Origin of the sequence: Myxococcus qinghaiensis, from assembly GCF_024198215.1 — a bacterium.
In the GTDB taxonomy this organism is placed as follows: Bacteria; Myxococcota; Myxococcia; order Myxococcales; family Myxococcaceae; genus Myxococcus; species Myxococcus qinghaiensis.
Window position 1 is genome coordinate 172,692 of record NZ_JAKCFA010000014.1, and the last position, 13,034, is coordinate 185,725.

The 13,034-nt window shown below is 69.5% G+C and carries 8 protein-coding genes; 4 read left to right on the top strand and 4 right to left on the bottom strand.

Annotated features, from left to right (window positions below; translation table 11 throughout):
• Nucleotides 1–159: 159 nt before the first annotated feature.
• Entirely contained in the window at nucleotides 160–3,018 is a 2,859-nt protein-coding gene (locus LZ199_RS26020) for an FG-GAP-like repeat-containing protein (RefSeq protein WP_253996462.1), read from the top strand.
• Between the two features lie 72 nt (nucleotides 3,019–3,090).
• Here LZ199_RS26020 and LZ199_RS26025 read toward each other — a convergent pair whose 3' ends face one another.
• From LZ199_RS26025 to LZ199_RS26035, 3 genes are all read right to left on the bottom strand, one after another.
• On the bottom strand, nucleotides 3,091–3,462 hold the full coding sequence (locus tag LZ199_RS26025; protein ID WP_253996463.1) for a hypothetical protein: 372 nt from the start codon (nucleotides 3,460–3,462) through the stop codon (nucleotides 3,091–3,093).
• Between the two features lie 92 nt (nucleotides 3,463–3,554).
• Complete coding sequence (locus LZ199_RS26030; RefSeq protein WP_253996464.1) at nucleotides 3,555–5,525, bottom strand: eCIS core domain-containing protein; 1,971 nt, start codon at nucleotides 5,523–5,525, stop codon at nucleotides 3,555–3,557.
• Nucleotides 5,526–5,688: 163 nt separating this feature from the next.
• Entirely contained in the window at nucleotides 5,689–6,837 is a 1,149-nt protein-coding gene (locus LZ199_RS26035; RefSeq protein ID WP_253996465.1) for a J domain-containing protein, read from the bottom strand.
• Between the two features lie 194 nt (nucleotides 6,838–7,031).
• Here LZ199_RS26035 and LZ199_RS26040 point away from each other — a divergent pair, with 194 nt between their 5' ends.
• A complete protein-coding gene (locus LZ199_RS26040; RefSeq protein ID WP_253996466.1) occupies nucleotides 7,032–8,075 on the top strand; it encodes a hypothetical protein in 1,044 nt (347 codons plus the stop codon).
• A 119-nt stretch (nucleotides 8,076–8,194) separates the two neighbouring features.
• Nucleotides 8,195–9,826 (top strand): peptide-N4-asparagine amidase, encoded by a 1,632-nt coding sequence (locus tag LZ199_RS26045; protein WP_253996467.1) that lies wholly within the window; start codon nucleotides 8,195–8,197, stop codon nucleotides 9,824–9,826.
• Between the two features lie 57 nt (nucleotides 9,827–9,883).
• On the opposite strand, the gene LZ199_RS26050 is transcribed toward LZ199_RS26045, so the two are convergent.
• A complete protein-coding gene (locus LZ199_RS26050) occupies nucleotides 9,884–11,305 on the bottom strand; it encodes a DUF6896 domain-containing protein (protein WP_253996468.1) in 1,422 nt (473 codons plus the stop codon).
• Between the two features lie 51 nt (nucleotides 11,306–11,356).
• Between LZ199_RS26050 and hflX the strand changes: the two genes are divergently transcribed.
• Nucleotides 11,357–12,853, top strand: a complete 1,497-nt coding sequence (gene hflX, locus LZ199_RS26055; protein ID WP_253996469.1) for a GTPase HflX — start codon at nucleotides 11,357–11,359, stop codon at nucleotides 12,851–12,853.
• The last annotated feature ends 181 nt before the right edge of the window (nucleotides 12,854–13,034 follow it).

A 13,034-nucleotide genomic window follows, 5' to 3' on the forward strand; every position in this document is an offset into this window, starting at 1 on the left:
CGCTTTCCGACGCGTCATCGTGACATTCATCAACCTGGGCCAATGGCAGGCATTCGTCGGAGTCCCTCCTCCGAGTTCAATTCCGACTCACTTGCAGCATTTTCCGACAGTCTCCTATAGACGGAAATCGCAGAAAAACCCAAACCCAGGACACGGAATATGCATTTGACAAGAACACCCCACGGGAAGAGGACTTGGAGCGCGCGGCTGTCTGTCGCGGGACTGCTGGCGCTGTCAGCCTGCGGAGAGACCGCGCTCCCCATCGCCCCGGAAGCCGAGTCCCTGGGTGAGGTCGCCTCGGCGGCGAACGGCGAGTGCCAGGTCCAGCCGCCCTTCGACCCGAACTTCGAGCCGGAGCTGGAGTGGGCGTGGAGTTCGAGCACCGTCATGCCGACCCACGTCCAAGTCATGATGTCGCCCATCGTCGTGGAGGTGAACGGCGACGGTGTCCCGGACGTCGTCTTCAGCAGCTTCGTCGGCAGCAACTACACCACCAACGGCGTGTTGCGAGCGCTCAGCGGCGCGGACGGCAGCGAGCTGTGGACGGTGACGGACCCGGCCCTGCGCGTGCGTGCCGCGGCGAGCATCGCGGGCGCGGACATCGACGGTGACGGACTGGTGGAGCTGTGTGCCATTCCGGAGAGCGGCACGGGCCTGCTCTGTTTCGAGAACACGGGCGCGTTCAAGTTCCGGACGACAACCTCCCAGAACAACTGGGGCGGCCCGTCGTTCGCGGACCTGGACGGCGACGGCACGGTGGAGATCCTCAACGGCCAATACGTCTTCAGCAACACCGGCGTGTTGAAGTGGACGGGCACGGATTCCATTGGTGGCCCCCAGGGCCCCATCTCCTTCGCCGCGGACATCGATGGTGACGGCCTGCAGGAGGTGGTCAACGGCCGGTCCATCTACCGCCATGACGGCACGCTCAAGTGCCGGAACACGAGCATCGGCAACGGCCTGGCGGGTGTGGCCAACTTCGATGCGGACTCGAACGGAGAAGTCGTCGTGGTCAGCGGCAGCATCGTCTCCCTGATGGATGACGACTGCACCTTGCGCTGGAGCTGGGTGATTCCCGGTGGCGGCAACGGCGGCGCGCCCAACATCGCGGACTTCGACGCGGACGGCTCGCCGGAAGTGGGGGTGGCGGGTGCACGCAGCTATGTCGTCTTCGAGACCGATGGCACGTGGAAGTGGCACAGCTCCACCCAGGACCAGAGCTCGAACGTGACGGGCTCGTCCACCTTCGACTTCGAGGGCGACGGTCGCGCCGAGGTCGTCTACGCCGACGAGGTCCGCCTGCGCATCTACGACGGTGCCACGGGCGCGGTGCGCTTCGATGTGGCCCATGCTTCCGGGACGACCTACGAGAACCCGCTCATCGTCGACGTGGACGCGGACGACAACGCCGAAATCGTCGTCGCGTCGAACAACTACAGCAGGGCCGGCCCCACCGGCATTCGCGTGTTCCGTGACCGCAAGGACGGCTGGGTGAACACGCGTCGCATCTGGAACCAGCACGCGTACTCCGTCACGAACGTCAACGACAACGGTACCATCCCCGCGCACCCCGTCGAGAACTGGCGCACGCCGGGACTCAACACGTTCCGCGCCAACAGCCAGGGCAATGGCACCACCAGCCCCTACGCCGCCGCCGACGTGACGGTGACGGAGGTCACCTCGTCGTGCGATAGGACCACGGGCACGCTGAGCCTGCACGCCCGCGTCAACAACCAGGGTGACGCGGCCACCTCGGCGGGCCTGCGCGTGGCCTTCTACCAGGGCAACCCCACCTCCGGCGGCACGCTGCTGGGCGTGGGCATCCTCCCCACGGTGCTGAGCGCGGGGAGCAGCGCGGTGGTGAGTCTGGCGCTCGCCTCGGCGCCGGGTGGCACCACGGTTGTCTTTGCCAAGGCGGACGATGACGGCACCGGCGTCGGTCGCGAGACGGAGTGCATCGAGACCAACAACGCGGGCAGCGCGCCCGTCAGCCTCGCCTGCTCCACCAACGAGCCTCCCGTGGCCGTCTGCCGCGACGTGGCCGTCAACGCCAGCCCCACCACCTGCAACGCGGCCGCGAGCGTGGACAACGGCAGCTACGACCCGGACGAGCAGCCCGGCCCCTTCTCCGTGTCACAGGCGCCCACGGGGCCCTTCGGCCCGGGCACGCACTCCGTCACGCTGACGGTGTCGGACGGACAGGCCAGCGACACGTGCACGGCCACCGTCACCGTGGTGGACGTCACCCCGCCGGTCATCGTCTGCCCGCCCGAGCGCATCGTCGAGACCACCGGGCCTGACGGTGCCTTCGTCACGCCCGCGGCGGCCACCGTCTCCGACGCCTGTGGCGCGCAGGTCAGCGGTCCGGCCGCTGGCACCTATCCGCGTGGAACGACGGCGGTGACGTACACGGCCACCGACGCGGCGGGCAACAGCGCCTCCTGCACCACGGCCATCCACGTCGTCGACTCCGAGGGCACGCCTCCCAACCTCATCATGTGCGACGTGCCGCGCTACACGTCCGCCGCGCAGGTGAAGGCGTGCGGCTGGGCCACCGCCAGCCCTGGCGGCGCGCCCATCAGCGTGGTGCTGCTCTCCATCGACGGGGGCGCCCCCGTGCGCCTCACGCCGGACGCGGGCGGCGGCCACGTCGTCGAGTGGCTGAGCCTGGCGGAAGGCCACCACACCCTCACGCTCACCGTCATCGCCACGGACGGCGGCATCGCCACCGAGAGCCGGCAGGTGACGGTGGACCGCACCGCGCCTCTGCTCCGCCTCATCGCGCCGGACCTCGAGGAGGCGCAGCCGCTCACGGTGGACGTCGTCACCGAGGTGACGGACCTCACGCCCGTCCACGTGACGGCCAACTGGGTCAGCGGCACTGACGTCGGCGCGGGGACGAACCTGGCGACCACGCCCGTGACGTTCTCTGGCCCCGGCTCGCACCTGGTGCTCATCCGCGCCACGGACGCCGCTGGTAACACGGCCGAGCAGGTCATCCAGGTTCAGGTCCAGTAGCGAAGGTTCGGGCGCGCGAACAAGGCGTCAACGTGTTCGCGCGCCCCAGCGCGGCCAGTGCATCCACCGCGCCTACTCCACGGGCGCGTCGAGCAGCGACTGGATGTGTGAAGCATTGACAGGGTCCCTGTCCCGCGCGGCCCCCAGCGCCACGCGGCCCTGCTCCACCTCTCGAGCCAGACGCCAGGCGCTCCAGGCATTCGCGTAACAGACGCGCCGGTTGTGGGCCATGACGTCCCAGGCCGGCGCTCCCGCCTCCTGGAGCAGCGGCTCCGAGGCGCGCAGGAAGTCCCGGGCCGCGCTGGCGTAATCGCCCGCCTCGTAGGCGGCGACGGCCTGCTCGTAGATTCTCTCGGAGTCCTCCTGGCGCGCCGCTCGCTCAGCGGAGTCCGCATCCGTTCCGGTGGGATAACCCAGGCGCTCTTCCAGCAGGGGGTGCCCCATGTCGTCCTCCTTCGTCCGAGTGGCGCGGTGCCCCTGGCACGCCAGGACCGCGCAGAGCACGACGCCCAGCAGGGCCCGGAAGCGAGCGCGACTCACCGCGTGTAGTCGCCGTTCTGGAAGAAGTCGTGGATGGGCAGGTAGTTCGTCTTCAGGAAGGCCGGGTTCGTGAGCCACAGCGAGTAGGCCTCCGCGTAGAACTCCTCGGGACTGTGGGGCCAGTGGTCTCGTGCGTATTGCGTGAAGGGCACGATGTTGTGAGCCTTCACCACGTCCACGAAGCGCTGCAGTCGCAGCGAGCGTCCGCGAGTATGGGCGAACTCCAGGGCCGCTTCCCTCCAGGCATCCTGCGCGGCGACCACCGGCGCGAAGGCCGTGAGCGCCGGGTTCACCAGGCTCACGCCCATGAGCGCGTTGCGTGCGGCGGTCCGCGCGGCGAACGCGGCGAGCAGGACCTTGTCCAGCGCGTCCAGGTCGCTCGTCGTCGCGGCCTGCGTCACGTAGGTGTCAACGGCGGTGGCGGTGGCGGCAATGGCGGCCTGGTACGCGGCGCTTTGCGTCTTGGCCGTGGTGTCAAAGGCCACGGCGGCCATCGTCGCGGTGGCGAGCGCGGCATGGAATTGCGTCTTCTGGTTGCTCAACACCGTATTGAGCAGGGCAATGGTCGTCGCCGGAACCTGCGTGGCATCCAGCGCCGTCTGCCGGGTGCGGACAGTCCTCACGGCCCGGTCATAGACGCCTCGCTGCGCGAGCATCGTCGGCCGAAGCGCCTGCGTCTCTGACCGGCGTCCCGCGAGCCGCGCGCGCTCGTAGCGCGCCACCGTCGGATTCAGCACCGCGACGGCCTTGTTCTGGTCGACGATGGCCTCCCCGTGCAGCGTATTCAGCGGACGCACGGCCTGGACATCCACGGCGTGACCGACCTCGTGAAGGATGATTCCAAAGCTGGCGGGCCGGGGGCTCGCGCCCTCTCCCAGGAACCCGGCCGTCGCGGTGAACGCCCCATCCGCCAGCTTCAGCGTGGCACGCGTCGGCGGTGCCGTGGAGCCCTGCGGCACGAAGCCTCCTCGAGAGAACTCTCCCGCGCGCCCCTTGGGGAGCACCCGCATGCGCACCAGGTCGACGTCCTTCAACGCCGCGACGTCCGTCGCGGGCAACAGCGCCAGTGCCGCGGCCACGTCACTCAGCTCGGCGGGACTCCAGGGCTTGTCACCATCGACGACCTGGAGACCAAAGGTCGTGGCGAGGTGCGCACGCGCCGCCGGGTCCGCGAGCTGCGGGGACTGCGGAACCGCGGCCCTGGAGAGCAGCTCGACCCGGGCATTTCCCGCCGCGTCGATGGTGGCGCGCACCAGCCCTCGGGGCTGAGGAGTCGTGCTGCCCGCCGGCGGTGGCCACCCCAGCGGTACGGACTGGGTCAGCACCGTGTCCCAGCGCTCGCGGCGGCTCACCTGCCACAGGAAGTACTGGAGGAAGATGAGGGCCTCGCCACTCGTGCCAGCACCCGACACGGTGGCGCTGGTGATTTCCCTTCGCTTGATCTTCTCGTCGAGCCAGGCCCGGGTGCTGGCGACGGTATGGCCCGGAGACAGAGGCGAGGAGAGAAACTCCGTGAAGTCGAAGAGGGGCGCGCGCAGCACCACGGCCCGACTCCGAGGCGGCCCCGCGGCGTGCGCGAGCTCATGCCAGAGCAGCTCCCGGCCTGACGGCGTCTGAGGAGCGAGCTGCCCCGCACGGAAGAAGACATCCCGGCCGGAGGTGAACGCGCGCGCGCCCGCGGCCCGCGCCAGGCGGTGGGCTTCCGGACCGTCGTGCAGCTTCACCGACGTGAGCGAGCCACCGAAGCGGCGCTCCGCGTCGGCGCGCAGGGCCTGGGGCAGCGGCTGCCCGTGATGGGCTCGCAGCGCGCTCTCCAGCCCCGTGGGCGCCCGGGCCTCACATCCACCACCACCGACGGGAGGAAGCAGGCTCAGGCGGCCGAAGTCGTGCCCCGGCCCGGCTGGCGTGACGCTCGACGGCTCCAGCTCCGTCCGGGGCGCGGGGGGCGCCAGGCTCGTCCGGGGCACGGCCCTGGCCACTCCCGACGAGGAGCTCGTCGAACCCTCCCAGATCCTCATCGACTGGCGCGCCATGCAGAGGACTGTGGCACCTGGATGGATTCAGGCGCAAATCAATCACCCTGGAGGCTGAGTCGAGCGACTCCAAAGCCAGACATTCACGGGACTGACTTCAGGGCCGAGACTGCTTCCGCACCTGCTCCCACGCCTCGATGATGCGACGCGTCTCCTCCTGGGCCAGGGCCTGGAGCTTCGGCCCGAGCTGGGCGACCTTGTCCGGATGGTATTGCGCCACCAGCGCCAGGTACGCCCGCTTCACGTCGGGCAGCGGCGCACCCGGCGTGACGCCGAGCACTTCCCACGCGGTGGGAGGTGACTCCGCGCGCGGCGCGGCGGGCTCCTCGGGAGGGGCCTCTGCCTCCTCTTCTTCTTCCGGAGGCGAGCGCTCTTCGCTCACGGGCTCACGGCCCTCGCCACAGGTCGAGCACAGCAGCCGCTCCTGGGCCTCGCCGCCCACCTGGGCCTCGCCCCGGACATCACAGCAGTCGCCACACACCAGGTGGTGACACTGCTCACAGCGCGCGGCCGACGCGGCCTCATCCAGCCCCGCCCCACACCGGGGACAGTCGTCGGGCAGCGGCGCCTCTTCTCCGCAGCGCACGCAGAACGCCCAGCTCCGGTCGAGCTGAACCTCGCACTCGTCGCACGTCAGCGCGCCCTCGTGCTCCCAGTGCTTCTCCTCGCCACACCAGGGACAGAAGGGCATGAGCCACTCCAGCTTCCCCGCGCACTCCGGACCGTCACAGTCGAAGTCGAGCTTGTACCCCCGGGCGACGGGCCTCGGCGGGTTCTCCTCCTCGAACGATTCGCCACACGCCCAACAGCAGTTGAAGTCCCGGTGGGACGGCGCGCCACACGCCTCGCAGGCGGGATTGCCGTGCTCGCTCTTCCACGAGACTTCGTCACCACACGTCGGACAGAACGCCATGCACGGCTTCACGTCACCGTGGGTGCAATGCTCCCGCGCTTCCCGTCTTGCCCGCTCGCGCTGTCCCCGCGGCGCGGGAAACGGCGGTGTCTCACCCCGGTCCACCAGGACTTCCCACAGGCACGAGCGGCACACCCGCCCCTTCACCTGCTCCCCTGTCGGTGCAGGTCCGCCCGTGCGCGCCCGGAAGACACTCGCCTCCAGCACCTGCGCGCTGAGACACGTCTCACACACAGCGTCGCCACACGACTCACAGCGTCCCGCCAGGCGCCGGCTGCCGAAGCCGAGCAACCCGGCTGTCAGCGTCTCCATGCAGCACGGACAGGCTCGCATGCACTTCCTTCACCGGGAGAGGCCCCTGCCTGGAGCCCGTAGTGGACGGCCCTCCTGCATGCCCGAGTCTGATGACCTCGTCCAGAAAGCAACCCTTCGACACGACTCCGTGACGAAACATGGATTGTCAGCAAGCCATGCTACTGGTGTATGGGCATCCCCTCTCTCTCGTCGTTTCCCCTGAGGAGTCATCCATGCGTCGTCTCGGTTCAGCCTTGCTTTGCCTCAGCCTGATGGTCGGCTGTGGTCCCACCTCGCCCGCCGAGCCCTCCACTCCGTCCGAGCAGCCCACGTCCGAGGTTCCCGCGAACCAGGATGCGTCCCTCACGACGACGAACGTGGACATCGCGCCGGAGTGCCAGGGCATCCTCACCTTCGCGAACACGGCCGCGCCCGCGACGCTGGATGCGTACCTGCCCAGCGACCTCGTCCTCAACCTGGTCAGCCGCCGCTCGACGGCGCCGCTCACCACGGTGGCCCAGCTCTCCTCCGTCCACCTGATGGGCCCCGTCCGCCTGACCCAGCTCGAGAACGGGGCGCGCGCGCACGGCCTCATCACCAGCAGCTGCGTGGGCATCCTGGACGAGCTGGCGCTCTCCGCCGATGACGCCGCGGCGGTGGTCTCCCTGGTCAATACGGTGAGCAGCTCCGCGCTGTACGCCATCCTGCCGTACGCGTGGAACGGCGCGACGACGCTGCTCGCCCTGCGCCCCTTCACCTCGGTCCAGGCCATCTCCAACGCGAATGGCATCGGCGCGGTGAGCCTGCGCAACCTGCGCAACGCCGCCACCATGGGCTATGACCTGGAGGTCCTCGTCTCCGCGGTGAACGCCCTCCCGGAGGGCAACTGGACGGTGAAGATGGACCTCGCGTTCGACATCCAGAGCGTCATGAACGGTGAGTACGGAAATGACCGCCTGGCCTATGCCCAGTGCTTCGGCATCGACCCCGCCACCTTCCCGAACAACCGCTTCACCAACCGCGCGAACCTGGCCGACGCCACCGAGGTCCACAACTACGTCGCGAGCGCCGCCAACACCTACGAGTACCAGGGGCAGATTCCCACCAGCGTCATCAACGACGGCCTGGATGACCTGGACGCGCGCACCGCGGGTGGCACGTTCAAGGGCTGCCACATCGGCTACAACGACGGCCCCTGGGCCGGCATCCAGGTGCACTTCTTCGTCAACGTCACCACGGGCTTCCGCATCCTGACGGTCCAGCACTGGGTCGAGTGATTCACTCCGCAGGTCCCAGGCCTGGCTCACCGGGCCTGGGGCTTTCGTGCGCGGCTCGATTGCCCACGGCGCAGGCGGGGCCTAGTCTCCAGGCTTAAACCGCCTTCAAAGGAAAAGCCGTGAGAGCCTTCCCCCGAGCCTTCGTCGCGGCAGTCCTCGCCGTGGGCGCGACGCTGCCAGCGCTGGCCGTCGAGCCTCCCCCCGAGTTCGGCACGGATTGGGATGACCCGCGCACCGCGGTCCCCACGGTGGAGCGGCCGGCGACGGCGTCGTGCACCGTGCGAATCGTCGACGAGAAGTTCGACGACTTCACGCCCTTCACCGGCACCTTCACGCCGCCCGCCGGGTGCCCGGGGCCGTGGCACAAGGTGGTGCTGCGCATGGAGGGCAAGGTCCAGGGCGTCCAGTACGACCGGCTCGGCCATCTGGAGGTCGGCGGCGTCACCCTCTTCAAGACGTCCACGCCCGAGCCGTCCCGAGATGGAATTTCATGGTCGGTGGAGAAGGACGTCACCGCCTATGCCCCGCTGCTGCGTCAGCCCCAGCCCGTGTGGATGCTGATTGGCAATGTCGTCAATGAAACCTACACGGGGGTGCTGGACGTGCAGGTGTACCTGACGTTCTACGCGGCGCAGGGAAGGCAGACGCCACCAGCGAGGACGGCGAGCGACGTGCTTCCGCTCACCCACCCACGCCGCGAAGGCAGCGCGCTGGTGGGCGAGGTGACGGTGCCCCAGAACACCACGCGACTCATCGCGGAGGTCTACGCGACGGGCTCGGGCGGCGGCTGCGAGGAGTTCTGGTACATCACCGCGCCCATCGTCGTGCCGTACTCGTGCCCCGCGGACGCGGGCCCGTATCGCGAGGTCCAGATTGAAGTGGATGGAAAGGTGGCGGGCATCGCCATGCCTTTCCCTCATGTGTACACGGGCGGCTGGTCCAACCCGTTCCTCTGGTACGTGCTGCCGGCGCCTCGGGCCTTCAACATCCGTCCCATCACCTATGACCTCACGCCCTTCGCGGGCCTGCTGACCGACGGCCGGCCGCACCAGCTCCGGGTGAGCGTGCTGGGTGTCCCCGAGGGTCGCCCTGGCTGGGATTTGCCCACCAACGTGCTCGTCTGGCGGGATGCGAGCGCCGCGCGTGTCACGGGGGGACTGCTCCAGCACCAGGTGGGCGCGCTGACGAATGATTCTGACTATGCGCTCGTGGACGGCTGGCACCAGGTGGACACGCAGGGCGGGCAGCACCTGCGTGTGTCGGGCTACCTGCGGACGTCGCGAGGCTGGGAGCTGACGACCGTCGAGCAGAAGGTGTCCAACGCCAGCATGCACCGCTGGCTGGGGGACATGGAGAACCCGGACCAGCTCCTGGCCACGTGGAACGACACCAGCACCGTCACCGTGGTGGGGCGGGAGCTCTTTCCGACGGTGAGCCGCTCCGACAAGCGCTTCGTGCTCGACGGACTCATCAGCGTGACGCCGGAGAACCGGCTCACGACGACCATCACCCTGAACGACGCGGAGGAAGCGTTCGAGCTGCACGGCCTCCAGCCCCTGACGCACCGCAAGCTCAGCGACGTCTTCACCGGCGAGGCCGCGTACACGCTCAGCGTTCCGCGTGCGCAGCGCAACGCGGTGGGCACGTCCACGCACCGCTACAAGGTGACGGGCTTCCCGGGTGACTGCTACGACCGGAGCCTCTCCAGCCGCAACGGCTACATCACCGAGGACGTCCAGCGCTGCGACTGAGCGGTGCGCTGGAGTCCTCGCGCGAAGAGGGACGCCCCTTGCGCCACGGGGGGCGTCTCACTCCAGCTCGTTCGGCGTTTGAATGCGCCTGTGCTGGACCCAGTCGCGCGCCTTCGCCAGCGCGTGCTCGAACCAGCCGTCCGCGTTGGCCTCCAGCACCTCCTCGTGGGTGAAGCCGACCTCCGAGGTGGCGGGAGGTGGCTGCTGGCGCCCCCAGCGCGCGGCGACGGCGCGAGCCCACTCGGACTGGCTCCGCGCGAGCGCGAGCTGGAGGTACTTGGCGTCTCCCCGGTCCGATGAGGTGCTGGCCTGGAGGGCCGCGCTCAGCTCCCGCTGACTCCACGGCGTGTCCAGGACACAGAGGACGGCGGCGACCTGCATCCGGGCCATGGGCACGGAGGAGCGCAGCGCACGGCGCACCAACTCCAGGGCATGCTCGGGTGCGTACTCCAGCGCCAGGAGCGCGAACTCTCCCGCGTAGGGATTCCCTCCGTAGCCCTTCACCTTGTCCACCCGGGCGAAGGCGAGCGCCGCCGCGAGCACCCGCTCCCGCTCGAAGTCACGGCGCAGCAGGTAGCTGGCGGCGGCATGGAGCGAATGGGGGTGGTGCTCCTCGGGAGACATGCGCTGGAGCAGGCTGAACACCGCCGGACAGCTGGCGCCCCCCGGCAGCGCGTCCAGCCGCTCGATGGCCGCCCCCATGGCCGAGGAGATGGGACCGGAGAGGACGCGCTCACAGGTCAGGACGAACGCGTCGGGAGACACGAGGCCCTGGAGGGCCGCGAGCGCATCGCCCGCCAGGGAGGGAACGGTCGCCCGCGCGAGAAGCCATTCCCTGCGCGCCTCGCGGACCGCCAGGACCCGCTCGGCGAACACGCTGGAGTCCAGCGCCTCGAAGTCTCCGAGCAAAAGGAAGCTCCGCTCGCGTGCGTCTGGAGACTCGAGGTCCAGCGCGCCGGCCGCGTCCGCCAGCGCCTCCAGCGCGGGAGGGAGCCGGAAGACATGCTCGCTCGGAGGGTGCCGCAAGAGCCCCTGGGCTTGCAGCTCACGGATGCCGCTCACCACCAAATCCCTCCCCGGGAGCAGGGCCGCCAGACGCGCCTCGGGGAGGCCCGGCGCCTTGAGCGAGAAGATGCGGGTCGCGAAGAAGTAGGGGTCGATGGTGGCCCCTTCGTCTCCATGGAAGTCGACATCCAGGATTTCGCCCGCGCTGGAGAGACAGCAGCCTCTGCCATGGAACTCGTAGCTCCAGCCCGCGAGGCCCGGAACCTCTCCCGAGTCCTCATCCTCGTCGTCAGCCGCGTCCCGCTTCGGGGTGAGTCGCTCCTCGACGACACGGACGAGCCAGCGCTGGCGGACGAGCTGGCGCATCAAGCAGACGAGCAGCCACGCGGAGTCTGGACGAAAGGCAGGCGCGTCGACGCGGCTCGCGGGCGCGCCGCTCAGCAGGACACCAATCGCCTGGATGAGGTCACTCATGGAAGCTCTCGTTTACCCCACCTGGGCCCGCCCCGTGTTACGAGCGTGCCCATGTCGAAGACCCCACCCGTTGCTCGCCCCCGTGCCGTCCTCGTGGGCGTCCAGTTCCCCAGCGTGACGGACACGGAGCATGCCGCGGACCTCGCGGAGCTCAAGCGCCTGGTGCACACGCTGGGCTATGACGCCGTGGCCACGGTGACCCAGCGTCGAGGGGCGCTGGCCACGGGGACGGTGCTCGGCAAAGGGAAGCTCAAGGACCTGGCCGCGCTCACCGGAGGCCCCGGAGTCATCACCTCGGGTGCCCAGGACCGGACCTCCAAGGCCCGCGCGAAGTGGGAGGCCGCCGAGGACGACTCCGAGCAGACGGACGAGGAGCCCACGCAGGCCCCCGAGGCAGAGGACGCCGAGGTGGAGGATACCGACGCCGAAGCAGAGGGCACCGAGGAGGCGGCGGAGACCGAGTCCGACGAGGAGGAGGACTTCGAAGAGGATGACGAGGCCTCCGAGCCCGAGGAGGACGTGAGCGGCCCGCGCCCCACCGTGGTGGTCGTCGACCACGAGCTGTCGCCGAGCCAGCTCCGCAACCTCGAGAAGGCCACCGGGGCCCTGGTGATGGACCGCACGGGTGTGATTGTCGACATCTTCCATCGGCACGCGCGCAGCCACGAGGCGCGCATGCAGGTCGAGATTGCCCGGCTCAGCTACCTCGCGCCCCGGCTGCGGGAGTCCTCGGGGGGCCGGGAGCGCCAGCAGGGCCGTGGCTCCGGAGACTCCGCCGTGGAGCTGGACCGGCGGAAGATTCGAGACAGGCTCGCGGAGCTGCGCGCGGGGCTCGCCGCCATCCAGAAGGAACAGGACCATCGCCGGTATGCCCGCCGGGAGCAGCTCCGGGTGGCGCTCGTCGGCTACACCAACGCCGGCAAGTCGTCCCTGATGCGCGCGCTCACCGGAAGCGAAGTCCTGGTCGCCGACCAGCTCTTCGCCACGCTGGACACCACGGTGCGCGCGCTGCACCCTGAGACCCGGCCCCGCGTGCTCGTCTCCGACACGGTGGGCTTCATCCAGAAGCTGCCGCACGACCTGGTCGCCTCGTTCCGCTCCACCCTGGATGAGGCCCTGGAGGCGTCGCTGCTGCTCTACGTGGTGGACGCGTCCGACCCGACCTGGAAGTCGCAGCTGGAGGTCACCCGGTCCGTGCTCCGCGAGATTGGCGCGGACACGGTTCCGAGCAAGCTCTTGCTGAACAAGACCGACCGACTGGATGAAGCCGCGCAGGACGCGCTGCGCGCCGAGCACCCGGAGGCGGTGCTGCTCTCGGCCCATCGACCGGATGACGTGGCGAAGCTCCGTCTGGCCATCATCCAGTTCTTCGAGGCGTCGATGGTGGAGGCCCATCTGATGATTCCGTACGCCAGCCAGGGCCGCATCGGCGAGGTGTACGAGCACACCACGGTGCTGACCGAGGAGTTCGACGAGCACGGCAGGAAGCTCCGCGTGCGAGGCCTGCCCGCGGCGATTGCCCGCCTCACACGAGACTTCCAGGCGTAAGGCCCGCGGTGCTCCCCCCGAACGAGCACCGCGCCTGACCTGCCAGGCAGGGGCAGCGCTTCAATCCCTCCGGCCCCCCTGCCCCGCTGCCCCGTGAGCACGCCACCGGGGCGGCATCCGACGCCCCACCTGCGTTTTCCCCCGGCCTCGACATGTCCCAGGACAGCAGGGCCCCGCACCG